The sequence below is a fragment of the Kribbella jiaozuonensis genome, from assembly GCF_005233875.1.
In the GTDB taxonomy this organism is placed as follows: domain Bacteria; phylum Actinomycetota; class Actinomycetes; order Propionibacteriales; family Kribbellaceae; genus Kribbella; species Kribbella jiaozuonensis.
In genome coordinates this window covers 1,241,012-1,264,783 of sequence record NZ_SZPZ01000002.1, presented here as the reverse complement: position 1 = coordinate 1,264,783, position 23,772 = coordinate 1,241,012, and the positions used below count along the sequence as shown (strand labels likewise).

General features: G+C 68.5%; 23 protein-coding genes. 9 read left to right on the top strand and 14 right to left on the bottom strand.

Annotated elements, in window-relative coordinates:
- Positions 1–11 precede the first annotated feature (11 nt).
- Positions 12–2,168 carry a SpoIIE family protein phosphatase gene (locus FDA38_RS17645; protein ID WP_137255095.1) on the top strand — a complete coding sequence of 719 codons (2,157 nt, stop codon included), beginning with the start codon at positions 12–14 and terminating at the stop codon, positions 2,166–2,168.
- 47 nt (positions 2,169–2,215) lie between these two features.
- Complete coding sequence (locus FDA38_RS17640; protein ID WP_233714771.1) at positions 2,216–2,494, top strand: STAS domain-containing protein; 279 nt, start codon at positions 2,216–2,218, stop codon at positions 2,492–2,494.
- Here FDA38_RS17640 and FDA38_RS17635 read toward each other — a convergent pair.
- Complete coding sequence (locus tag FDA38_RS17635; RefSeq protein WP_202877707.1) at positions 2,477–3,700, bottom strand: MFS transporter; 1,224 nt, start codon at positions 3,698–3,700, stop codon at positions 2,477–2,479. The genes FDA38_RS17640 and FDA38_RS17635 overlap by 18 nt on opposite strands.
- 56 nt (positions 3,701–3,756) lie before the next feature.
- Between FDA38_RS17635 and FDA38_RS17630 the strand changes: the two genes are divergently transcribed.
- Positions 3,757–4,716, top strand: a complete 960-nt coding sequence (locus FDA38_RS17630) for an ArsR/SmtB family transcription factor (RefSeq protein WP_137255093.1) — start codon at positions 3,757–3,759, stop codon at positions 4,714–4,716.
- Here FDA38_RS17630 and FDA38_RS17625 read toward each other — a convergent pair.
- Positions 4,700–5,590: an alpha/beta fold hydrolase gene (locus tag FDA38_RS17625; RefSeq protein ID WP_137255092.1), complete on the bottom strand. Its 891-nt coding sequence runs from the start codon at positions 5,588–5,590 to the stop codon at positions 4,700–4,702. The two genes, FDA38_RS17630 and FDA38_RS17625, sit on opposite strands and share 17 nt — an antisense overlap.
- Positions 5,591–5,675: 85 nt before the next feature.
- On the opposite strand from FDA38_RS17625, the gene FDA38_RS17620 reads away from it, so the two are divergent.
- The 3 genes from FDA38_RS17620 (at position 5,676) to FDA38_RS17610 (ending at position 7,974) form a co-directional block, all read left to right on the top strand.
- On the top strand, positions 5,676–6,467 hold the full coding sequence (locus FDA38_RS17620) for an alpha/beta fold hydrolase (protein ID WP_170989764.1): 792 nt from the start codon (positions 5,676–5,678) through the stop codon (positions 6,465–6,467).
- Positions 6,468–6,542: 75 nt separating this feature from the next.
- The gene (locus FDA38_RS17615) at positions 6,543–7,352 is read left to right on the top strand and encodes an SDR family NAD(P)-dependent oxidoreductase (protein WP_137255090.1); all 810 of its coding nucleotides are present in this window, start codon (positions 6,543–6,545) and stop codon (positions 7,350–7,352) included.
- Positions 7,353–7,374: 22 nt separating this feature from the next.
- Positions 7,375–7,974, top strand: coding sequence for a TetR/AcrR family transcriptional regulator C-terminal domain-containing protein (locus FDA38_RS17610; protein WP_137255089.1), 600 nt, complete (start codon positions 7,375–7,377; stop codon positions 7,972–7,974).
- On the opposite strand, the gene nicT is transcribed toward FDA38_RS17610, so the two are convergent.
- The 7 genes from nicT to FDA38_RS17575 all read right to left on the bottom strand — a co-directional run bounded on the left by nicT (position 7,961) and on the right by FDA38_RS17575 (position 16,448).
- A complete protein-coding gene (gene nicT / locus FDA38_RS17605; RefSeq protein ID WP_233714770.1) occupies positions 7,961–9,085 on the bottom strand; it encodes a Nickel transporter NicT in 1,125 nt (374 codons plus the stop codon). The genes FDA38_RS17610 and nicT overlap by 14 nt on opposite strands.
- 2 nt (positions 9,086–9,087) lie before the next feature.
- Positions 9,088–10,170, bottom strand: coding sequence for a DUF4331 family protein (locus FDA38_RS17600; RefSeq protein WP_137255088.1), 1,083 nt, complete (start codon positions 10,168–10,170; stop codon positions 9,088–9,090).
- A gap of 7 nt (positions 10,171–10,177) precedes the next feature.
- Positions 10,178–10,726 (bottom strand): hypothetical protein, encoded by a 549-nt coding sequence (locus FDA38_RS17595; RefSeq protein ID WP_137255087.1) that lies wholly within the window; start codon positions 10,724–10,726, stop codon positions 10,178–10,180.
- Between the two features lie 13 nt (positions 10,727–10,739).
- The gene (locus FDA38_RS17590; RefSeq protein WP_137255086.1) at positions 10,740–11,618 is read right to left on the bottom strand and encodes an alpha/beta fold hydrolase; all 879 of its coding nucleotides are present in this window, start codon (positions 11,616–11,618) and stop codon (positions 10,740–10,742) included.
- Positions 11,618–12,466 carry an alpha/beta fold hydrolase gene (locus FDA38_RS17585; RefSeq protein ID WP_137255085.1) on the bottom strand — a complete coding sequence of 283 codons (849 nt, stop codon included), beginning with the start codon at positions 12,464–12,466 and terminating at the stop codon, positions 11,618–11,620. The genes FDA38_RS17590 and FDA38_RS17585 overlap by 1 nt, the downstream gene beginning before the upstream one ends.
- Before the next feature lie 39 nt (positions 12,467–12,505).
- The gene (locus FDA38_RS17580; RefSeq protein ID WP_137255084.1) at positions 12,506–13,552 is read right to left on the bottom strand and encodes an alpha/beta fold hydrolase; all 1,047 of its coding nucleotides are present in this window, start codon (positions 13,550–13,552) and stop codon (positions 12,506–12,508) included.
- 118 nt (positions 13,553–13,670) lie between these two features.
- Entirely contained in the window at positions 13,671–16,448 is a 2,778-nt protein-coding gene (locus FDA38_RS17575) for a helix-turn-helix transcriptional regulator (protein ID WP_137255083.1), read from the bottom strand.
- A 107-nt stretch (positions 16,449–16,555) separates the two neighbouring features.
- Between FDA38_RS17575 and FDA38_RS17570 the strand changes: the two genes are divergently transcribed.
- Positions 16,556–17,512 carry a GlxA family transcriptional regulator gene (locus FDA38_RS17570; protein WP_137255082.1) on the top strand — a complete coding sequence of 319 codons (957 nt, stop codon included), beginning with the start codon at positions 16,556–16,558 and terminating at the stop codon, positions 17,510–17,512.
- Between the two features lie 5 nt (positions 17,513–17,517).
- Here the strand turns inward: FDA38_RS17570 and FDA38_RS17565 are convergent, their stop codons facing one another.
- The 4 genes from FDA38_RS17565 to FDA38_RS17550 form a co-directional block, all read right to left on the bottom strand.
- Positions 17,518–18,774: an MFS transporter gene (locus tag FDA38_RS17565; RefSeq protein ID WP_202877706.1), complete on the bottom strand. Its 1,257-nt coding sequence runs from the start codon at positions 18,772–18,774 to the stop codon at positions 17,518–17,520.
- Between the two features lie 130 nt (positions 18,775–18,904).
- Entirely contained in the window at positions 18,905–19,804 is a 900-nt protein-coding gene (locus FDA38_RS17560; RefSeq protein WP_170989763.1) for a LysR family transcriptional regulator, read from the bottom strand.
- Positions 19,805–19,880: 76 nt separating this feature from the next.
- Positions 19,881–20,513: an alpha/beta hydrolase gene (locus FDA38_RS17555; RefSeq protein WP_137255080.1), complete on the bottom strand. Its 633-nt coding sequence runs from the start codon at positions 20,511–20,513 to the stop codon at positions 19,881–19,883.
- Entirely contained in the window at positions 20,513–21,478 is a 966-nt protein-coding gene (locus tag FDA38_RS17550) for a ring-cleaving dioxygenase (protein WP_137255079.1), read from the bottom strand. Before FDA38_RS17550 ends, FDA38_RS17555 begins: the two co-directional genes overlap by 1 nt.
- A 240-nt stretch (positions 21,479–21,718) precedes the next feature.
- Here FDA38_RS17550 and FDA38_RS17545 point away from each other — a divergent pair, with 240 nt between their 5' ends.
- Positions 21,719–22,531 (top strand): LLM class flavin-dependent oxidoreductase, encoded by an 813-nt coding sequence (locus FDA38_RS17545; protein ID WP_137255078.1) that lies wholly within the window; start codon positions 21,719–21,721, stop codon positions 22,529–22,531.
- A gap of 43 nt (positions 22,532–22,574) precedes the next feature.
- Here the strand turns inward: FDA38_RS17545 and FDA38_RS17540 are convergent, their stop codons facing one another.
- Positions 22,575–23,036, bottom strand: coding sequence for a YybH family protein (locus tag FDA38_RS17540; protein ID WP_202877705.1), 462 nt, complete (start codon positions 23,034–23,036; stop codon positions 22,575–22,577).
- Between the two features lie 217 nt (positions 23,037–23,253).
- Between FDA38_RS17540 and FDA38_RS17535 the strand changes: the two genes are divergently transcribed.
- Positions 23,254–23,715, top strand: a complete 462-nt coding sequence (locus tag FDA38_RS17535) for a DUF6325 family protein (RefSeq protein WP_137255077.1) — start codon at positions 23,254–23,256, stop codon at positions 23,713–23,715.
- Positions 23,716–23,772 lie beyond the last annotated feature (57 nt).

Sequence of the window (23,772 nt, the reverse complement as noted above, 5' to 3'; positions counted from 1 at the left end):
TCCCATGAGCCATGGGCGGGCGCACGGGAGCTTCTTGGGCCTCGAGGGCGATCAGGCTGCGCGTACCGGCGGACCTCGGCCGCACCGCCGCAGCGGCTGTGCTGGTCGGCGCGGCCTACTACCTCGGCGCGCGTCTGGGCCTGAGCCTGTCGCTGGTCGAGCGGAACGTGACGCCGCTCTGGCCGCCCAGCGGCATCGCACTGGCAGCCTTCCTGATTCTGGGGAGGAGGATCTGGCCGGGCGTCGCACTTGCGGCTCTGGCCGTGAATCTGCCGATCAGCACCGGTCCGGTGCCCGCGCTGCTGACCGCGATGGGCAACACGCTTGCACCACTGGTCGCGGCGATCGTGCTCGAGCGCGTAGGGTTCCACCGCCAACTGGACCGCTTGCGTGATGCGCTGGCAATCGTCTTCTTGGGTGCACTGGCGAGCATGACGATCAGCGCGACCATCGGCGCCGTCACGCTCACGACCTCGAAGGGCACCGGTGGACTGGCCGGCGCGTGGGCGGTGTGGTGGACCGGTGACGCGATGGGCGTTCTCGCCGTCGCACCGTTCCTCCTGTGTATCCCGCTGTTCCGCGAGCTCGAGCCGTGGACGGCCGCGCGATGGGTCGAAGCCGGGGTCATCCTCGCGCTGACCATCGTCCTCGTGTTCTGGACGACTCACACCGATGTCGGCTTGTTGTTCCTGGTGCTGCCGTTGCTGGGCTGGGCCTCGTGGCGTCTGCAGTTGCGCGGCGCCGCGCCCGCCGCGCTGATCGCGTCCCTGATCGCCACCTGGTCGGCGACCCGCGGACTCGGCCCGTTCGCGGGCAAGTCGCTGCTTGCGCAGATGCTGACCCTTCAGGCCTTCAACGCCACCGTCGCGCTGACCTCGTTCTTCCTCGCCGCGCTCGTGACCGAGCGGATCGGGTTCACGCGCGCGCTGATGGCCGCGGCTGCCGACCTCGAAGTACGCGTCAGGGACCGTACCGCGGAGCTGAAGGCAGCCAACGACCGTCTGCGTCGCGAGATCGACCAGCGGCAGGAGACCCAGCAGCAGCTGACCCGGGAAGAGGCCAGGACCCGGCGCGAGCACCAGATCGCGGAAACGCTCCAACGCAGCCTGCTTCCGGACCAGATGCCCGACATCCCCGGCCTCGTCGTGGCCGCCCGATACGTCCCTGCGACCGCGGACCTGCATGTCGGCGGTGACTGGTACGACGTGATCGAGCTGCGCGACGGCCTGATCGGTCTCGTCATCGGTGATGTTGCCGGCCACGGTCTCCAGGCCGCGGCAGCCATGACGCAGCTGAGGATGGCGGTGCGGGCCTACGCCATCCACGATCCGTCACCGGTAGCGGTGATGACCAGATTGCACGGATTGGCGCGCGAGCTGCCGATGGCCGAGATGGTGACCCTGCTCTACGTCCTGTACGACCCGGACACCGGCACCGTGCGGTTCGCGAACGCCGGACATCCGCCGGCCCTCTTGATCGACGACGAGAGCACGCAGTACCTCGACGGCGGGCTGGCCCCACCACTCGGCGTACTCGCGCACTGGGACTATGCCGAAGCGACGCGTCGACTGCGGCCCGGGGCGACCCTGCTGCTGTACACCGACGGGCTGGTCGAGAAGCGCACGCTGTCGATCCAGGACGGCCTCGATCGGTTGCTCACCGAAGCGGGTGACGCCGAATGGCCCGATCTCGATGCGCTCTGCGACCATCTCCTCTCGAGCCTGCCGGAGCCTGGCAAGGTTGCCGACGACATCGCCCTGGTGGCGCTCCGGCCGTTGGCGCTGGCCGGTATGCCGCTCTCGCTCGACGTCCCTGCCGACGCGCGCATGCTCTACCAGGTCCGGCACGCGTTACGGCGCTGGCTCCGCGAGTCAGGTGTCACTGCGCGGGACGCCGGCGAGATCGCGATCGCCTGCGGAGAGGCGTGCAGCAACGTCGTACGCCACGCGTACGGCGCCTCGCCGGGCGACATGCACATCGAGGCGCGACTTGTGGACGGCTCTGTCGAGCTGACAGTGCGCGACCACGGCCGGTGGCGGCGTCCGGCCGACCGTGGCGGCGGCTTGGGCCTCACGCTGATCCACGGGCTGTCGGACTCGGTCGACATCGACAGCGATCCAGAAGGTACGACGGTCCTCATGCGCCGCAACGTCGTGGGTGAGACATGACGGCGTACGCCGAAGTGGACGCCTGGATGAGCAATAGCGTCCAGGTTGTGCGGGTCTCTGGCGAAGTGGACCTCACCAACGCCGTCGTTGTGCGGGATGCCATCAGCCAGGTCGCCTCAGTCGACGCGGGCGTCATCGTCGTCGACCTGACCGAGACGGCCTATCTCGACAGCTCCGGGATCGCGATGCTCTTCCGCCTCGCTGAACGCCTCGCCCAGAGCCGCCAGGAGCTCCGCGTCGTCGTCCCGCCGGACTCCCCGCTCCGAGCCGCGCTCGAACTGACAGACCTACCGCAGACCATCCCGGTCCTACACACGCTCGAGTGAGCGTTCGGCCGCGTGGTTCGCCAGCAGCGCGGTTGCGGTGCCGGTGGTGGCGAAGACCAGACCGAGGGCGATCCAGCCCGGCGTACCGTGGTCGATCGCGCTGGTGGTGACGACGGCCGGGCTGAACATCTGGGCGACTGCGTAGCCGGTCTGGCTGAGGCCTTGGTAGGCGCCGGCGCGAGCGGGGTCGGCGAGCTCGAAGGCCATGGTCCAGCCGCCGGCCTCGCCCTGCGTCTCGGCCGCGGAGGCTGCGAGCGCGGCCAGCAGCAGCACGACTGTTGCCGCAACGGCACCGAGGTACCCCGCTGTCGCGAAGAGCAGACACGCGATCAGCAAGAAGAGGCCTGCTCGCCGTACCGACTGCCCGGCGGTGCGCAATGTCTGAGCACCTCGGGACGCGCGGACCTGGAACAGAGCAACGTACGCGGTGTTGACGAGCAGGAGCGCTGACACGAGGACCGTCGGGGCATCCGTGTGGTCCGCGACCCAGAGCGGTATCGCGACCGACGTCAGCCCGAACTGGATCGCGAGGATGGCGTTGAGGACCGTCGACGCGACGTACGTCCGATCGCGCAGCGGGGAGCGTCCATCGGCGGAGGTCGCAGCCGTGTTGGCGGCTTCCATCCGCTCGGCCAGACCCTCCACCCGCTTGCGCAGACCGATCAGCGGGGCTGTGCCGAGCATCGTGACTGCCCCGACGAGCACCACCGTCAGCCGGTACGCCGACGTCGTGTCCACCATCAGCGCGAGTCCCGCGAGCAGACTGCCGCCGCCGATGAAGACGTTCATCACCACGCGTAGCCTGGCGCGAACCGTGACCCGCTCGGGGCCGACGTACCAGCGGGCCAGCAAGGTCACCTGGGCCGTGCTCTGCAGACCGCGTGTGGCCGAGACGCAGGCCGCGATCAGGATGAAGCTGACGACGTTGTCCGCCAGGGCGTACGCGAGCAGGGAGGCTCCGTTCGCGGCCAGCGTCCATTGCTGCAGGCGGTCTGCGCCATACCGCTCGCTCAGCCGACCACCGACGTACGACGCCAGCACGCCGACCGCTCCCGCAATGGTGAGCCCGATCCCGACGGTCGCCGCCGACAGGCCGACCCCGCGGGTGAAGTAGAGCGCGCTGACGGCGAAGAACATGCCGCGGGACAGCGACAGGGCGGCCACGGCGGAGGCGAGGGCGCGTTCGACGGGATCACGGAGAAGCACCCGACAGTTGTCGCATCCGGACGGTGTCCGGGACCAACGATGTAGTGTTCTGCTTCATGATTGAGTACGAACTCGCCGGGAACGATCTCGGCGAGGTGCGGTTCGCGATCTCACCGCTGCACGAGCTGGTCCTGTCCCTACGGACCCTGCGCGACCCCGGCCGGTTCCCGCTGCAACTCCCCTGGCTCCGCGCCATCGAGTCGGCGCGTTCCGGCCTCGACCTCGATCTGCTCCGCGCCCTGACCAACGAAGCGTTGTGGACGCCGGACTTCCTCACGCCTAGGCCCTACAGCCCGCTCGGTCGCATCGAGGACGAACTCTCGGCACTGACCAGCACCTCGGCCGCCGTCGTACGCGCGGACCTCGCCGCCGTCCATCCTTTGGGGCTGCCGACGGCTCTTCAGGGTCGCCCAGCCACCGTCCTCCGACGCATATTGGCCGTGCTGCAGGACTATTGGGACGCCTGCTTCGAGCCGTACTGGACCCGGATGCGAACCGTCCTCGAGGCCGACATCGTCTACCGCGGCCGCGTCATGGCAAACGCCGGTCTCGCCGCGATGTTCGCCGACGTCGATCCACACGTCCGCCTCGACGGCACCGTCCTGCGCATCCGCCTCCGCAGCGACCTCTCGTACCGAACCTCAACCGCCGGCCGCGGCCTCACCCTCACTCCGTCCCTCTTCAGCCGCCGCGGCGCTACCCCCATCTCCCCCGATGAGCCGCCCCACCTCATCTACCCAGCTCGCGGTCTCGGCACGCTCTGGCAAACCTCAACAACTACGCCGCCAACCGCCCTCGCGGACCTGATCGGCCGCGTCCGGGCCGGCCTGCTAGCCCTGCTCGAAACACCAACCTCGACGACCGAACTCGCCGTACGCCTGAACGTCACCCCGACCGCCGTCAACCAGCACCTACGCGCCCTCCGCGCCGCCGGCCTCCTGATCTCCGCGCGCCACGGCCGCTCGGTCCTCTACCGCCGCTCCGACCTGGGCGACCGCCTCACCCGAGGGCTTTGACCGCCTCGGCAAAGGCAACCGGCGCCTCCTGCGGTACGTTATGACCAATGTCCGGCAGCGAGCGGATCTCGCAGGGCCCGCTGAAATGCGGCCCGTCGTCGAGCCCGGCCGGCCCGGTCACACCATCAGCCTCACTCACCAGAATCACCGTCGGCACGGCAATCTTCGGCAGCGCGGCCAGCGCCTCCTCCACCGCTTCGTAGCGCGGATCGCCTTCGACCAGGCCGTAACGGTGCCGGTAGGAGTGAATCACCACGTCCACGAAGTCCGGGTTGTGCAGGCTAGGCGCCGTGGCCGGATAAGCAGCCGCGGAGTCGGCCCACTTCGGCGACCAGTCGCGCCACAGCAGCGCGCACAGCTCATCCCGGTTCAGAGTCAGGCCACGCCGGCCACGTTCGGAGTGGAAGTAGTACTGATACCAGTACTTCGCCTCGTCCTCGGCCGCCGCGGGCTCACCGGACCTCGCGATGTCCTGGATCGCGTATCCCCCGCAGGTAACCAACCCCGCGATCCGCTCCGGCCATAGCGCTGCGGCAATACACGCAGCTCGCCCACCCCAGTCGTACCCCGCGACCACGGCCCGTTCGATCCCCAGCGCGTCCATGAAGTCGACCAGATCCTGGCCGATCGCCGCCTGCTGCCCGGACCGCAGCGTCCCCGCGTCGCGAAACCTCGTCGGGCCGTAGCCACGCAGGTAGGGCGCCAGCACATACCGCCCGCTCGCCGCGAGCTCCGCTGCGACTTCGTCGTACGCGCGCACGTCGTACGGGAAACCGTGCAGCAGAATCACCGGGTCACCGCCCGGCTCCCCCGCAGCCTCGTACCCGATCTCGAGCACAGGCGTGGTCGCACTGCCCTGGACGCTGAAACTCATGCCCTCATCGTCGCACCGACCTCCGACACAACCGCCGCGCAGAATCGGCAGTGGTCTCGAGCACCCTGCGCTATCGTCCCCAACCATGTTCACCGTGCGAGGTAAAACAGCCCATCTGGCCTGGTGCCGCACCAACGAGTCGCCCGCCGACGTCACCTTCCTCCACGGCTTCTCCGACTCCGCCCAATGCTGGGAACCCCTCCTCGCCAACCTTCCCGACATCCAAGCCCTAGCCATAGACGCCCGCGGCCACGGCAACTCCGCCCTCCCACCCGGCCCCGTCAACTACCCCCAACTGCGCGACGACGCCGCCCTCGTCCTGTCGGACCAGCCCCGCGAGGGCGGGATCGTCGTCGTCGGCCACTCGATGGGCGCGATGACGGCCGCCTATCTGACCGCCGCGAGACCGGACCTGGTCCGTGCCGTTGTCCTGGAGGACCCGCCGCCCGGAGGGGGACCTGCCGCCGAACCGGACGAACCGGTGTCCATGCCGCCCTGGCTCGCGGACCTCCGCGCGCTCGACCTCCCCTCACGGATCGCACGAGGCCGAGCCGACAACCCCGACTGGCCGGAAGACGAGCTCGAGCCGTGGGCCACCTCGAAGGCGCAGGTCGACCCGCACCTGTTCGACCAACCCTTCCTGAAGGCCAACCCTCTGACCGACCTGCTGACTGCGATCACTTGCCCAGTCCTCCTAATCCACGGCGACACCGAACGCGGCTCACTGATCTCCGACGACTACGCCAAGCGCTGCGCCGAAGCAGCGGCCGGCGAGTTCCGGTCGGTACACCTCCCCGACGCGGGCCACTCAGTCCACCGCGACAACCGCCCGCAGTACCTCGCAGAACTCACGACCTTCCTCAACCACCACCGCTGACCTGACTCCTTGATTCTTGTGCAGTGACCAAGTTATGGTTTCTTGGTCAGTGCACAAGAGAGGGAGTGTTTTGCGATGAAGATCTGGTTCATCACAGGTGCGTCCAAGGGGTTCGGGCGCGAGTGGGCCGAGGCGGCGCTGGAGCGCGGTGACCGCGTCGCGGTGTCGAGCCGGTCGACGGGCGCGTTCGACGAACTCGTGAACAAGTACGGCGACGCCGTACTGCCGTTGACGCTGGATGTCACGGACCGCGCCGCCGTCGCGGACGCCGTACGGGAGGTGGTCGATCGGTTCGGGCGCATCGATGTCGTGGTGAACAACGCCGGGTACGGGTTGTTCGGGATGGTCGAAGAGGTGGACGAGGAGCAGGCGCGGGCGCAGCTCGACGTCAACCTGCTCGGGCCGTTGTGGGTGACCCAGGCGGTCCTGCCGCAGATGCGGGCCCAGGGCAACGGTCATGTGATTCAGGTGTCGTCGATCGCCGGTGTGTTCGCGCTGCCGGGGCTCGGGCTGTACCACGCGTCGAAGTTCGGGCTGGAGGGTTTCACCGACAGTCTGGCCGCGGAGGTCAAGGAGTTCGGGATCTCGGTCACGCTGGTCGAGCCGGCCGGATACGCGACCGACTGGGCCGGGCCGTCCGCCGTCCACGCCGAGCACCTTCCGCAGTACGACGCCTTCCGGTCGGCGATGGCGCGACCGGCCGGGAAGCGCGGCGACCCGGCCGCGACCCGGGCCGCGATCCTGCAGGTTGTCGACGCGGCGGAGCCGCCGCTGCGGATCTTCTTCGGGCCCGGGCCGTTGCCGGTGATCAAGGCGGAGTACGCGCGACGGATCGCCGAGTGGGAAGCGTGGGACGGCGTGTCGCAGGAGGCGTTCGGCGCATGACCCGGATTTGTACGATGGCGTCATGCGGATGACCCAGAGCGACGTGATCGAGGCCGCGTTCGCGGTGCTGGAGGAGGAGGGCCTCGAGCGGCTCTCGCTCCGCGGAGTCGCGCGCCGGCTCGACGCGCACCTCAACTCGGTGAGCTGGCAGGTGAAGACGAAGTTCGCGCTGATCGAGACGATGGCGGACACGATCGTCGGAGAGGTCGCGGTCGACGACCTCGTGGCCGGCGGGACTGATCCGGTCGAACGCGTCGCGGTCGTCGCGCGCCGCTACCGGGCCGCAATGCTCGCCCACCGCGACGGCGGCCGCCTCGTCGCGGGCACGTTCACCGGCACCGGCAAGACGCTGCGGGTTGCCGAAGTCATCGTCGGCAGCCTGCTCGAAGCCGGGTACGCCGAGGCCGACGCGGCCCGGCTGTGCTGGGCAATCGTCTACTTCACGATCGGCCTGACGCAGGAGGAGCAGACGCCGTCCGACAACCTGCACGGGAACGCGGACGACCTGCTCTCCTCGGGCGCCTATCCGGCCCTCACCAAGGTCGGCACCGCCCTCCTCCTCGACGACCCCTTCGACACCCGCTTCGAATACGGCCTCACCAGACTCCTCAGCCGTCCCTGAGGGCAGTTGCCCACTTCTCTTCGATGTGGCCGTACTTCCAGACTGCGAGTGCCACCACCCAGGCCGCGAGGAACAGTCCGGCGATGCCGTAGCCGGCGTAGTCGAGTGGGATGCGGGCGATCGCGGCCAACGGCCCACTGGTGAGGTGGGCCCGGTCGGCGACGACGCCGATCAGTTCGATCGTGCCGATTGCCAGGGCGACCGCGACGGAGATCCCGGTGATGGTGATGTTGTAGAACACCTTCCGGACCGGCTTTGCGAAGGCCCAGCTGTACGCGGCGTTCATGAACACGCCGTCGGCGCTGTCCATCAGACACATGCCTGCGGCGAAGAGGACGGGCAGGACGAGGATCGAGTAGAACGGCAGGTGGAACGCAGCGACGCCCCCGGCAAGGACGAGAAGACCGACTTCGGTCGCGGTGTCGAAGCCGAGACCGAACAGGACGCCGATCGGGTAGATGTGCCGGGCCTTGCGGACAGATGTCGTCAGACTGCCGAGGACGCGATTCATCAAGCCGCGCTTGTTCAGTTGCTCCTCGAGCTGCTGCTCGTCGTACACGCCGGAACGCATCTGCCGGAACACCTTGACGATGCCCACGAGCACACCGAGGTTGAGGATTCCGAGCACCCAGAGAAAGACGCCGGAGACGGACGCACCGATGACTCCGGTGACCGAATGCAGCATCGAGTTGCCGTTCTCGACCGGCCCGGCCAACGCCTTCACGCCGAGCGACAGCACGAGAGCCAGCGCGAAGACGATGGTCGAATGGCCGAGCGAGAACCAGAACCCGACCGAGAGCGGTTTGCGAATCTCCTCCTCCGGTACGCCGGAAGCCCGCCGGTCGGCGTTGTCGGCAAGCAGTTTGCGGGTCGTGTTGTCCACTGCCGCGATGTGGTCGGCGTCGAAGGCGTGCCGGAGTCCGAACGTGTACGCGAGCAGTCCGACGCCGATGGTGAACACCGGTCGGTCGCCGCCGAGGTGGTAGTGCTGCGGCATCACGAACCCGAACAGAACGCCGAACCCGATCACGTGCAGAAGCACGATGAAGACCGTCATCGCGCCGAGCGAGCGCCAGTCGCGCCGGTCGAGGCCGAATCGCGTGGACGTCAAGATCAGCCGGCCGGTGGCGTGGCGAGGTAGGGGAAGTAGTCGAGGATCGGCGCGGGCTTGAGTCCCGAGGAGAAATCCTGGTTCACGATCATCTTGATGACGTTGGACGCAATGTCCTCGACGATGCCCTTGCCGTTCTCGCTGTCGAACCAGGGATCCCAGAGCGCGACGGTGCCAGGAGTGAACGTGATCACGTTCGGGAGCAGCTTGTCTGCCGCCCAGGCACCGTAGGCCAGCGCGGTGGGGAACTTGTGCGGCGGATCGCCGTACGTTCCACCGGCCTCGACGACCGCTGCGATGTTGTCCCGCACCTGACCCCAGATTCCCTTGGCGGGGTCGGTCGCAGGGTGCCGGGGCCGGCCCACGAGGTCGATCGTCGGGGCGGTGCTGTTGTAGTTGGCAACCTTTGCCGAGCCACCGGCGAAGTCGAAGAACGTCGTCATGTTGGGCGCGGCCGCGCGCTGGAGCTGGACCCAGGTCCGGTGCCCCTTGTCGAAGTACGCCGTAGTCCCCCAGAAGTTCACCGGACGGCGGCCCGTGAGTTTGACCGGCACCTCGAGGACGAAAGACCTGACGGTCGAGTTCGCGAACGAGTCGGTGGCCGGCCGCAGCGCGTCGAAGTCCGGAAAGGTGCCGGCGGCAAGCGCTTCCGCCGTCGCGACCGGGAACGGGATGAAGTTGTAGAACGGATCGAGGCGTGTTCCGGCGAAGAGTTTGATACCGCCGCGGCACTCGACGACCTCCCCGACGGGAGCGTGGCGGGGCGTGATGATCGTGCCCCTGGCAGTGCGGTCGGTCGCCGCGCGGCCGGTGAGCTGCTCTACCTGCACGTACTGCAAGCCGTCGGCGCCGATCGGGAACGTCGCCCGGAACGTGATGTCCTCGACGTAGTCATGATTGGTGTCGATCTTCAGCTCGTAGTAGCCGTCCGGGTTCCAGGGCTGGCCCTCGAGCGGCGAGGTGTTCATCCCGAAGACCGTGCGCGGGGCCAGGACATCGTCGATGAGGTCGCCGGCGCCGGCGAAGCAGAAGGCGTCGGTGATGTCGAGTGTTTCGTCTGTCGGGTAATCGAAGTGGTGAGACATGAGGCTCCTAGCCGGCCAAGCTGTTGCGTGGATATGGGATGCGGGAGAACGGCTGCAACGCGACCGTGTAGAACACGTCGTGGTACGGCTCGACCGTGGTGGCACCGAACTCGCCGTAGAACCAGAGGAACGGAAGCTTGCCGGCGTCCCACGTCACCCGGTCTGCCCGTCCGCTCGCATGGACGAGCTCGTACCAGCCCTCCGTGAACCCGCTCAGCATCGCGATCCGGGTGGGAGCGCCGCGCTCGGGCACGACCGACGCGTCGACCGTGGTGCCGTCGGTTGCCGTCATCCGCGGCCAGACAGACACCGCCGAGGCGAGACGCGGACGGCGGTAGTAATCCCGGATCGGCACAGCCTTGACGCCTGCCGGTAGCACCAGCCGGGTTCCCGGGGTGAGCAGCGGGGCGTTGAACCGCCGCTCTGCTCCCCGCTCCAGACCGTCGCCTGCACCCGGCCGCGATGTCGTGGCGACGGCGGTGGCGGCCGAGCCGATGCCGTAAAGGACCGGCGCCGCGGCGAGTCCGCCGAGCACGCCCCTTCTACTGATGTTCACTGACATTCCTTTCCTACCTGTTGAGGAACGGGAGCAGGTGGCCGAGCAGAAGCTCGGGAGCCTCCTCCGCGATCCAGTGGCCGCACGGGACCACAGCGCCGGTCAGATCGTCGGCGTACTTCCGGGCCTGCTCCGGCACAAGTTCGCCGAGCGCGCCTTCGGCGCCTACCGCCAGCACCGGCATCGTCAGCGTCGTACTGCGGTTCCGGATCGTGTCCAGGACGTCCTGAGGGAACGTCTTGAAGTACTCGTACGACGCACGCAGGTAACCAGGCCGCCGCAGCGACTGCGCGTACTCGGCGAGAGCCTGATCGTCCACTCCGCCTTCGACCTGTTCCATCCAGCCGATGAAACCGTCGACCCAGATGTCTTCGCGTCCGGCAACGATCTTCTCCTGCAGACCGTTGTCCAAGGTGAAGAAGCCGAAGTTCCACAAGCCCGGCCCGGCCTTGGTCCACGCGGGTAGCTCGTACGCCGTCTCGTCGACCTGAGGTGCCTCCAGCAGTACCAGGCGTCGTGTCGAGCTGCGATGTGCGGCTGCGTACGCGTAGGCGACCATCGTCCCGATGTCGTGTCCGACGACGTTGACCTGTTCGTCGAGCCCGAGCCCGACCAGCAACTCGTGTACGTCGTCGGCAAGGGCGGCCTTGTCGTATCCGCTCTCGGGAGCGTCCGAGCCGCCGGATCCGCGCAGGTCGGGCGCGATCACGGTGTAGTGCTCCGCGAGCACCGGCATGATCTTCCGCCAGGAGTACCAGGTCTGCGGATACCCGTGGATCAGAAGAACCGTAGGGCCGGTGCCGCCGACGGCATAGTTGACCGCGATTCCATTGACCTGCCTGGTCTTCTCGACGAACCCCGCAGGGATCTTCGACGCGGGGAGCAGCGGCATTACTTCTCCTCTCCTGTGGCGCTGAGGAAGGTGAGGAGGGCTTGGTTGACCTCTTCGGGGAAGGTCCAGGCGATGTTGTGCGGGCCGCCTTCGACGGTGACGAACCGGAGGTCCTTGATCAGACCGGGCAGCCGCGCGGCGGTGGCGGCGTACGGAAGGATGCGGTCGGCGTCGCCGTGGATCAGCAGCGTCGGTACGTCGATCTTCGGCAGGTCGTCGCGGAAGTCGGTGAGCCACGTGTCCACGCAGGCATGCGCGGCGTACGCCGAAGCGCCGATGGCGACCGTGAAGCTGTCCTGCCACGCCTGCTCGCTGATCCGGGTACCGCCGAGCACGTCGACGTTGTAGAAGTTGTCGAGGAAGTCCTTGAAGTACGCCGGCCGGTCCTTCACGATGGCCGCCTTGATCTCGTCGAACACCGCCCCGTCGACGCCTTCGGGGTTGTCGCCGGTCTTCAGCAGGAAGGGCGGGATCGCCCCCATCAGCACCGCCTTGGTGACCCGTCCCGAGCCGTAGGTACCGAGGTAGCGGGTCACCTCGCCGGTGCCCATCGAGAAGCCGACCAGGGCGACCTCGGTCAGGTCGAGGTACTCGAGCAGGGCATTGAGGTCGGCGGCGAACGTGTCGTAGTCGTAGCCGATCGTGGGCTGGCCGGACTTCCCGAACCCGCGCCGGTCGTAGGTGACGACCCGGTATCCGGCCTGCAGCAACACGCGCTCCTGCTTCTCCCACGACGCGCCGCTGAGCGGATACCCGTGGATCAACACCACCGGTTGCCCGGACCCGTGGTCCTCGTAGTGAATCTCGATCGGAGCGCTGTTCTCGGTTCCGACGGTGATGCGTGGCATGAAATCTCCTGTCCGGTACTTGGATGGGGCCGCGAGCGGCTAGCGCTGCTTGAGGCCGTCGACCCGGATGACCGCATCGGCAAATGCCTGCGGCGCTTCCTGGGGGACGTTGTGACCGACTTGCAGGGTCTGGTGTTCATAAGGGCCGGTGAACTTGGCCCGATAGGCAGAGCCGTCACCGGCCGCGGTGAACGGATCGTCGGCCCCGTCAATGGTGATCGTGGGTACGCCGATGACGGGACCCTTCTGGAGCCGCTTCTCGATCCCGGCGTACCGGGGTTCGGCCGGGGCCAGACCGAGCCGCCAGCGGTAGTTGCCGATCACGATCGAGACGTAGTCGGGGTTCTCGAAGGCGGCCGCGGTCCGGTCGTACGTCGCGTCGGAGAAGTTCCAGGTCGGCGAGTTGAACTTCCAGATCAACTCGCCGAGGTCGTGGCGGTACTGGGTCAGGCCGAGTTCACCGCGCTCGGTGGAGAAGTAGTACTGGTACCACCAGGCCCACTCGGACTTCGCCGGCAGCGGCAGTTTGTTCGCCGCCAGGTTCGTGATCAGGTAGCCGCTGGTGGAGACCAGGGCGCGACAGCGGTGCGGCCAGAGAGCGGCAATGATGTCGCCGGTCCGCGAACCCCAGTCGTAGCCGGCCAGGATGGGCTTGTCGATCTTTAGCACATCCATCAGCGCGAGGATGTCCAGCGCGAACGCGGCCTGATCGACATCCCGCCGCGTGGTTCGCGACCGGAACGTCGTCGTCCCGTAGCCGCGGAAGTACGGCACGATCACCCGATAGCCGGCCGCGGCCAGTAACGGCGCCACCTCGACATAGCTGTGGATGTCGTACGGGAATCCGTGCATCAGGATCACCGGCGTACCGTCGGCCGGACCGGCCTCGACGTACCCGACGTTCAGTACGCCGGCATCGATCTGCCGCACCGTGCCGAACGACGTACCGGTGAGCGATGTGGCCGCGGCCTTCGGCGTGGTTCCGAGCTGTGACGCGCCGACGGCCGCCAGGGTCGCGGCCCCGGCGACGCCGAGGAACTGACGCCGATCGGGGGTGAATCCGCCGCTCTGCTCGTTGCGGTCCATGGCACGGATCTCCTTCGCTCACGGTCTCGGGTGACCTCTCCACCCACCGTCGCGGGCCGGGACGCCGTCCCGCACCCGGGGCGAAGCCCGGTCCGGCCCGGGTCACCTACGGGGACCGCTACTCAGGCGCGAAATCAGGTACGGCGGTACGCAGTTCCCGGCGCGAGTTGACGCCGAGCTTGCTGAAGACCTTGCCGAGATGCCATTCGACGGTGCGCGGGCTGAGGAAGAGCCGGGTGCCGATCTCGGCGTTCGACAGGCCGTCGCGGGCGAGCCGCGCGATGTGGAACTCCTGGGTGGTGAGCTCCTCGGTGGTCTCGACACTTCGCCTGGGCGCCTTGACGCCGAGCGGTACGAGCTCTCCCCGGGCTCGTTCGGCGAACACCGCGGCCCCCATCTCGGACAGCATGCCGTGCGCTGCGAGCAGATGCTCCTTGGCCTTGATCCGCAGACCCTCGCGTCGCAGCCACTCGCCGTACAAGAGATGACCGCGGGCCAGCTCCAGCCGAAGCCCCGCGCGATCCAGGTGCTCGATGGACAGTCGGTACGACGCGTCCGCCTGCTCGCCGCCTTGCAGCGCACGCAGCCGGGCTTCGATCCCCAGCGCCCAGTCGGTCGGTGTGACTCGGGCCCGCTCGGACATCCGCTCGAGGGCCACCGCGATCAGCTTCGTGTCGCCCGTGCGTGAGGCCGCCTCGGCCAGCTCGGAGACCGCCATGATCTGATACCCGCCCACGACATCGCGGTCGAAGACGCTGCGCGCAGCCGGGGCCGCGAGGTCGTGGCGCCCGAGCCCGTTGTTCAGCACGGAACTGGCGTAGTCGGAGAAGGTGACGATCCTGCCCTGACCCAGTGCCGCTGCTTCGTCCCGGACCGTCGTGATCAACCGCGGCGCCGCGTCGTCGGGACCGCGCAGCGCAGCCAGAAGCGTCGCCGCGTAGCCAACCGGACGGTTGCCGGTGATGCCGGCGATCATCCGGTCCTCCTCGACCAACTCGGCGGCATGGGTCAACTGCCCGGCGAGCAACTCGTTCGCCGCGAGCACGTTCAGGGCGAACTGCAACTGGACCAGCGCACCGGCGTCCCGGGCTCGCCGGACCTGGAGCTCGGCCACCGCACGTCCGGCCCCGAAATCCCACAGTTCGGTGGCGAGGATGGCCGTGACCCGGTTGCCGCCCAACCACAGCAGCCGGCCGACGTCCTTGGCGCCGCCATCGATGCCCCGCACGGCCGCCAGAGCTCGGGCGAGCGGAGCCACCGCCGCGTCGTGGCCGTCGGTGAATCTGCGGGCCAAGGCGTCGAGGACACGGTCGATGACACGTGGCACCTCGTCGGCCGCGGGCGAGCAACGCGCGGCCGACGCAACGACGTACGTCGTATCGGGCTCGTCTGTCCCACTCGCCCAGATCGCGGCGGCCAGCGCATCCAGATACGTCTCGCGGGCCAACTGGCAGTCGAGCGGCTCGAGGTGCGGGGCGGCATCGAGTAGCAGTCGGGCGGCTTCGGTCGAGCGTCTCTGGTCGAACGCGATCTGCCCGCGCAGGTGTGTGACCTCCGCGGCCCGGAACGCATCGGCCGGGCCCGAGGCGACCTCGGCCAGCAGTGTGAGAGCCGCGTCGAGGGCGCCGCCATCGCGCTTGCGCCAGGCGGCCGCGAGTTGGCGTTGGGCACGCCGGGCCGGGTCCGGCGTGAGGCGCGCCGCCCGTTCCAGCAGAGCAGCGGCAGCAAGCAGGCCGCCACGGGATTGCGCTCGGGTGGCCGAGCGCTCCAGCTCGGCCGCGATCTCTTCGTCCGGCGCCGGCGCTGCCTGCGCCCGGTGCCAGGCCCGTCGGTCGGGATCAACCTCGGCGTCGGTGGCCTCGGCCAACGCACGGTGGATCTCCTGACGCTGTTCGGGGGCCGCGGACCGGTACGCGGCCGCACGCACCAACGGATGCCGGAAGCCGACCCGGGAACCGAACTTGATCAATCCCGCGGTCTCGGCCGCCTGGCCCGCGTTGGCGCTCAGCCCCAGCACACCCGCCGCCCGCCACAGGAGTTCTGCGTCGCCGAGCGGTTCAGCTGCCGCGGTGACGAGCAACTGCCGGGTGTCGTCCGGGAGCGTAGCGATGCGACGAAGAAAGATCTGGTCGATGCGGCTCGACGGCGGGACCAGGTCCGATTCCTCGAACCCGTCGGCGAGCTCCGCCGCTGTCCACGCGCGTGGCAACTCGAGCAACGCGAGCGGGTTCCCCCTGGTCTCGGCGATGATCCGGTCCCGGACACGCGGGTCGATCGGCCCCTTGATCACCGAGTCCAGCAACCGTCCGGCGTCCGTCTCGGCAAGACCGTCGACGGTGAGCTCGGGGAGGCCGGCGAAGTCGAGCCCGTCGCTCGGCTCCCGGATCGCGATGACCAGTACGATGCGCTCGGCCAGGAGCCGACGGGCGACGAATGCGATCGTCTGGGCGGAGACGTGATCGAGCCATTGCGCGTCGTCGACGAGGCAGAGCAGCGGTTGCTGCTCTGCCCGGTCGGCCAGGAGATCCAGGGCCGCGAGTCCGACCAGGAAGCGGTCCGGCGCCGCCCCGACCGTCACGCCGAAGGCTGTCCCGAGGGCGATGCGTTGCGGATCGGGTAGGCGGTCGAGTCGATTCGCGAACGGACCGCAGAGCTGATGGAGTCCGGCGTACGGAAGCTCCATCTCGGCCTCGACGCCGGCCGACCGTGCGACCCGGAATCCGGTGGCATACGTCTCCAGGTAGTCCAGCAACGAGGTCTTGCCGATCCCGGCCGCGCCGCGCAGCACCAGCACCTGACTCCGGCCCGCCCTTGCGCCGGCGACCAGATCTTCGAGGATCACGCACTCGCTGCGCCTGCCGTGCAGTGCAGCGCTGCCCTCACGCTGGCGACGCATCAGACCTCCGGGAAAGCGCCGGGACATTCCAGCGCTCGCCACAACGTACGTCGGTGGTCCGTCGTCACGTCAGGGGCGGAAACGACACGATTGATAGGGTTTCCGACGTGGAGATTGCGGTTCTGGTCAACGAGGACGTGTTCGACTCCGGTCTGACGGCGATCCTCGACGTACTGGACACCGCGAACGCCATGGCGGAACAACTGGCCGAAGCTCCCCGCTGGAACGTCACGACCATCGGGTTCGAGTCCCGGGTGCGTACGTCGGCCGGGCTGAGCGTGGATTGCGAGCCCGTCACCCGGGCCGATCCGGCGGATCTCCTCGTCGTACCGGCCATCAACGAGCGGCAGCCTGATGCCCTGGTCGAACTCGTCGGTGGCGAGAAATCGTTGCCCGCACGGGAGCTGATCGCCAAGACCCATGGACGGGGCGCGGCGATCGCCTCCGCCTGCGCCGGTACCTTCCTGCTCGCCGAGGCCGGCGTCCTGGACGGACTGCGGGCGACGACCACCTGGTGGCTGGCACCGGCCTTCCGCGCTCGCTACCCGCAGATCCATCTCGATCAGAACAGCATGGTGGTCCACGAGGACCAGGTCACCACCGCCGGAGCCGCGTTCGGCCATCTCGACCTGGCGCTCGCACTCGTCCGCGCCGGCAGCCCCACCGTCGCCGACCTCGTCGCTCAGTATCTCGTCGTCGACGAGCGCCCGTCGCAGGCGCCGTACATCATGCCCAGCGCGCTGGCCCAGTTCGACCCCGTCGTCGCCGCGTTCGAACGCTGGGCCCGCGACCACCTCGGCGAGGCGATCAGCATCCCCGAAGCCGCGCGGCGCCTCGGAGTCAGCGAGCGCACCCTCCAGCGAACCGTCCAGCGGACCATGGGCACCTCCCCTGTCCGCTTCATCCAGGACCTGAGAATCGAACGCGCCATCCATCTCCTACGCACCACCGACCAGTCCCTGGAGACGATCGCCCGCAGGGTCGGCTACGAACAGCCCAACACCCTCCGCACGCTGCTACGCCAACGGACCGGCAAGACCACCACATCCCTCCGCAGCGTCTGACACCGTTACCTCGCGGCTTGCGGACTCAGGTGGGTGGAGGCGGCGGTCGATCGTCGGGCGATGATGATGGAGATGAAGGCGCCGGCGGACAGTACGGTGGCGAATCCGATCATCGATGGTCGGAGGGCGACGTGCTGGATGACCAGGCTGAACGCGATCGAGGGCAGGCCCATGCCGACGTAGGCGATGATGAAGAACATGGCGAGTACGCCGGCGCGTGAAGCGGGTACGGCGGCGATCGCGGCCTCGGTCACGCCGCTCTTGATGAGCAGACCCGCGCCGGCGCCGGCCAGGGCCGCGGACGTGAGCGCCAGCCAGAGCGTCGGCTGGTAGAGCGAGACGGCGGTCAGCGCCAGGCCGATCGGGAACAGCAGCCCGCCGATCAGGAGGACCGTCGAGTGGGCGAGCTTGCCGAGCGCGAGCTGCGCGACGGCTGATGCGGCGAAGGCGGCGAACGGTGCAAGGCCGGCAACGAAGTACGACGTGATGCCGAGCTCGCCGCGCACGATGATCGCGCCGAGCGAGGAGAACAGCCCCATCACGGCGAACGCGAAGAACCCGACGGCTGCTGCCGCCCCGAAGGCCGCGCGCTGTCCTGGACGCAGAGCGAACCGCACCGGCCGGTCCTGGTCCGCGGCCGCGGTGTCGATGGTCTCCGGACTGGCCAGCACGAGTACGAGCAGCCCGGCCATGAGCGCTCCGAAGATGATGTACGGCGTACGCAAGGGCGACGGCGCCCATTGGGCCAGGATTCCCGCTGCCAGCGGGCCGAGTGCGAGACCACCCAGATTGACAGCGGTGGCGACCAGTGCGGGGACCGCCGATCCGTCGCGCCCGGGCCGCGCCTGGTGGTACAGATCGCTGAGATAGGCCGTCGCGGTCGATGCCATCAGGCCGATCGCCACCCCGGTCAACACCCGGCCGACGATCAGGCCGGGCAGGTCGGGCCAGAAGGCCAGCACTGCGTCGGCGAGGATCGCGACCAGGAGCCCGGGCACGATCACCCGGCGGCGGCCCAGCCGATCGGACAAGTGGCCCAGCAGCCGGAAACTGGCGCCGGTGCCGATGACCAGCACGGCGAAGGCGATCGTCACCGTCGTCGGACCGAAGTGATCCCGGACCTGGTAGATCGGCCACAGCGGAGTGGGAACGGTGCCGAAGGCCATCAACGTCAGGAACGCGGCGCCCACGAACCAGAAACCGGCCAGATGCCTGCTGGTGCTGGCGACTGCGACGCGGGACGAACGTGTAGCTGTACTCATTTCCAACCTCTCGCGAGCGAATGGTGCTTCCACTCGTGAGAACCTCCTGCCTGCGAAGGCCGATGCCGGACTTCGTGGGCCTGGATGAGATGCCTTCCATCTCTCCTGGAGATGCCGAGGCCGGACCCCCTCAGTCGGCGCCGTGCAGGGCCAACATGCCCGCTGCGAACGCTGCGGCCGCAGGGCTCGTCTCGGCGCGCGGCGGCAGGATCAGGTAGAGGTGGCGATCCATCTGGGCGCCTTCCACTCGAACGTGACGCAGCGGGCTGTCGGGAGCGGTCAGGACCTTGTACTGCAGGCCCACCGGGGTGAACCCGATACCGGCGCCGGCGGCAATCATCTCCAGCAGCACCTCCCAGTCGCCGGCCTCCGCGACGATCCGCCGGGTAAGTCCGGCTCCGGCGAACAGGGCATCGCAGAGCAGCCGCGCGGTCCAGCCCGGCGGTACGTCGACGAAGCGCTCGCCGGCGAGGTCGGCGACCGTCACGCTGTCTCGGCCTGCAAGCTCATGATCGGTGCGGCAGGTCAACGCCAGCGGCTCGCTGGCCAGCGAGGTCAGGCGCAACCGGCCGCGTTGCTCCAGCGCCGGTCCGATCGCGCAGTCGAGTTCGCCGTTCTCCACCATGTCCAGCATGTCCAGTGCGGCGGTGCCACGCATCCGCACGTCGACGCCGGGGTGGTCACGCAGGAACGCGCCGAGGTAGCCCGCGAACGGAACGAGGTACTGCGCGGAGAGGGCGATCCCGAGTCGGAGCCGACCGACGAGCACGTCCCGGGTCTCCTGCACCGCGCGACGAGCGGTCTCCGCGGCACGCAACGCCTCGCGCGCCGGCGCCACCAGGGCCTCCCCTGTGGCGGTGAGCCGCACCGGCCGCGTACCGCGCAGGTACAGCTCGGTGCCCAGCTCGCGCTCCAACGACTGCAGGGAGTTCGACAGTCCCGACTGCACGATCAACTCCCGACGGGCCGCGCCGGTCACACTCCGCTCCTCCGCAAGCGCAATGAAATGACGCAGCTGGCGCAACTCCATACCCCGACCTCCATCTGCCGACCGGACCGAGAGTATCCGCCGATCACCCATTGACTGTCCGAGGTATGGGCGTTTCTCAGTTCGCGCGACCCACCTCGATGAACGCCTTGATGTCGGGCAGTACGCCGGCGTCGATGGTGTGGCCGCCGGCGAACGACAGCAGTCCAACATCGGCGTCTCGGCGTCGGAGTTGCTCGGCCAGCCTGCTGGTCTGCTGCGGCGTCGCCATCGGGTCCCTGTCACCGTTGACGATCAGCACTCGCTTGCCGGCGAGTGCGTGGTCCTCCGGCCCATCCGCCGCGAAGGGCACCATTGCCGCCAGCAGTACGGCGCCGGCGAGCGACTCGGGATGGCGTAGGAGCAGCGCGGAGGCGATGTTGGCGCCGTTGGAGAAGCCAACCGCCATCCACGAACCAGCAGGCACGTCGTACTTCTGCTCGGCGGCGGTCAGAAAGGCGGCGAGTTCGTCGGCGCGCAGCCGAAGGTCGTCCTCGTCGAACACGCCCTCCCTGAGCCTGCGGAAGAACCGTGCCATTCCCTGCTCGGACACGGTCCCCCGCGGCGACAGCACGGCCGCGTCGGGTGCGAGGTGCTCCCGCAGTACGAGGAGATCGTGCTCGTCGCCACCCGTGCCATGCAGCAACAGCAGCGGTGGGTCGGACGAGCCCGGAAGCCAGACGTGCGGCCGCCGGAGCGGGTCCTCGCTCATCAGCCGGCTTCGTGCGGCTGCGGTGGTACACGCAGCTGGGGCAACGAGGCCTGGATCTGCTCGCGGTCCGGCTCGAGCCAGGGCGGAAGCTTCAGGTGCTGGCCGAGTTCCAGCAGCGGCTCGTCCACTGTGAAGCCCGGCTGGTCGGTCGCGATCTCGAGCAGGACTCCGCCCGGTTCACGGAAGTAGATCGACGTGAAGTACTGCCGGTCGAGGATCTCGGTGACCTGTACGCCGGCCTCGATCAGCTCCATCCGCCATTTCGCCTGGGTCTCGCCGTCAGGTGCCCGGAACGCGATGTGGTGGACGGTTCCGGCGGCCTGGACACCGCGAGCGGCCTGGCTCGGTCGGACGTCCACCGCCGTACCCTCCGCTCCCCCGGACATCACGAACCGCGACCCGTCGCTGGTGTCCTGGCCGTGCCGCATCCCCAGCATGCCCGCGAGCATCTCCGCCGTCGGGTCGAGCTGCTGCTCGGTCATCGTCACCGAGAAGAGGCCCCGGATCGCGTTGTCGAACGGTATGGCGGCGACGCCGTCCCAACCGGATCGGCTGTCACCGTCGGACGCGACCAGCTCGATCACCAGCCCGTCGGGATCGCGCAGCCGCAGGACCTCCTGGTCGGAGCCGGCGACCGGCGCGTCCGCGTCGACCCCGAGGTCGTCCAGTCTCTGTTGCCACCACCCGAGGGACTCCGGCGGGACGCTGAACGCGGTGGCCGTCGTGAGACCGGTGCCCTGCTTGCCGTTCGGCGCTCCGGGCCACGGAAAGAACGTCAACAGCGTCGACGGCCGGCCCGAGGCATCTCCGTAGTACAAGTGATAGGTATCCGGAGCGTCGAAGTTGACGGTCCGCTTGACCAGACGCAGCCCCAGCACCGTGGTGTAGAAGTCGACGTTACGCTGCGGATCCTCCGCGATAGCAGTCACATGGTGAAGCCCGTGCGGCGCGACCGAATCAACCATCGTTCTTCCCCTCCCAACGCGCGACGACGTCACCCGCCGCCGCTCCCGACACTACGACCGCCCGCCCTTCCCCACCACGGACCGACGCCGAAAATCTGGCAGGTGTACGACGCCGACGTACTCCACCCCAGCCGGCCCCGGGACGCGAAGGTTCTGGTGCAGCGATGTCGAATCCTGCATGGCCGGTTCGTGGAGAGGACAACAGGACAGAACAAGGCCCCACACCCAAGGAGAACCACGATGCCCGACCAGGCCAAGCCCAGGCCCTTCCGATTTGGCGTCGTTGCGCCGATCACGTCTGACCTGCCGACGTGGCGGGACAGCGTGCGACGCATCGCCGACAGCGGGTACTCAACCTTGCTGATGCCCGACGTCCCCACCTGGCAGCCAGCGCTCGGCCCCACGCTGGCAACCGCGGCCGCGCTCACCGATCTCCGGATCGGCTCGTGGGTGTACGCCGCCGCCCTGCGCGAACCATGGAGCACAGCATGGGAGGCTCATTCACTCTCAGTCCTCACCGACGGCCGCTTCGAAATGGGCATCGGCGCCGGCCGCCCCGGCATCGAAGTCGAGCTGGGCCTGCCCGCCGTCTCCCCAGCCGAGCGCCGTACCAGAATGCGCGACACCGTGGCCGCCCTGCGCAAGTTCGACGGCCCCGACCTGCACACACCGGTCGTCATGGCGGTAAGCGGACCAAAGTCGCAGGCACTGGCACTCGAGGTCGCCGACGCAGCCACGTTCGTACTCGCCACGGACGACGACCGAGCCGAAACCACAAACCGGGTACGCGACTTCACCGGCCACCGGGACATCGAACTGGCCCAACACGTCGCCGCCGTAGGTGACGCCGTCGCCCCGTTCATGGCAGCCCCCAACCTCGACACCGCAGCACTCCGCGCCGCCGACTCACTAGTCATCCTCCCAAGCGACCCCTCCGCAGCCACCGAAGAAATCCACCGCCGCCGCGAAGAAATCGGCTTCACCTACTTCGTAATCGGCGCCAACTCCGCCGCAACCCTCGCCCCAACCGTTGCCACCCTGACCGGCCAATAACCTCCCCACCCAACAAACCCTGCCGCTTCGACAGGCGCGGCTTTCAGTCCGTCAGTTCGCCGCGGGCGAGCTGTGAGAGCGTGCTCCAGCCGATGGTGTGGACCAGTGCGTCCGCATGCCGGTGGACGAGCCGCCATTGTCCACCGTCGCGTCGGAACGCGAGCGTGACGCGCAGGGACCAGTCCTGCTCCGGCAGTTCTCCCACCAAGCCGCGCTGTCGCTCCACCACCGCGAGCACGGCCAGCTCGTCAGTCACGTACGACGCGTCGACCTCAACCTCCACCTCGCCACCACGGAAGGTGGCCCTGGTGGCCTGGCGCGCTTCATCGTCCAACACGAAGCCCGACCTGGTCGGCCCACCGAACGGCGGCATCAGCGTGAAGTCATCCGCGTGATGCAGCACGCCTTCGTACGCGTCAAGATCGCCAGCGAAGTACGCCTCAGCCGACTCCTGCGCCATCCGGGTGAGCTCGGCCAAAGCGGCGTGGACCTGGTCGTCCGTCATGTCCGGATGCTACCGAGGCGTTGACCCCCAGTCGATCAGCAGGACATTCGGTTTCTCGGTTGCCGTCGCGCCCCACACCGCCGCACGGTTCGCGACGCCAATCGTCCCGCAGGGGTGATGCGGTGATCCGGGTTCTGCCGGATCGTCGGTGCAGTACCCAGATCCGGGTGCTCCCGGATCGGAGCCATCGAACAACTCTGACCGCCGGAGGTAGAGCATGAGTGCCACTATCGATGAGTTGGGGCCGGTCGACTGGGTCGTCGTCGAATTCCCGGGTACGAAGCTGACCGGAGAGATCGCGCCGATCCTCGCCGAGTACGTCGACCGGGGCCTGATCCGGATCCTCGACCTGCTGTTCCTCATGAAGGACGCGGACGGCAGCTTCGAGGCGTTCGAGTCGACTGATCTGGAAGACAGCGAGATCGGGCAGCTGCGGGCGTTCGAGACCGGTATCGCAATGCTGCTCAGTGAGCAGGACGTCGAGGACCTCGCCGAGACCATCGAGCCCGGCAGCTCGGCCGCCGTACTCGTCTGGGAGAACCTGTGGGCCGCGCCGTTCGGTGCGGCGGTACGCCACGCCGGCGGCCAGCTGGCCGCAAGCGGACGCATCCCGGTCCAGGCCGTACTCGCCGCGATCGAGGCCGACGCCGCAGAGGCCGACGAGACCAAGAAGAGCTAGGAGGATCAGCCATGCCGCTCGGAGCCCGACGCAGGCGCAGGACCATAGCAGCCGTGG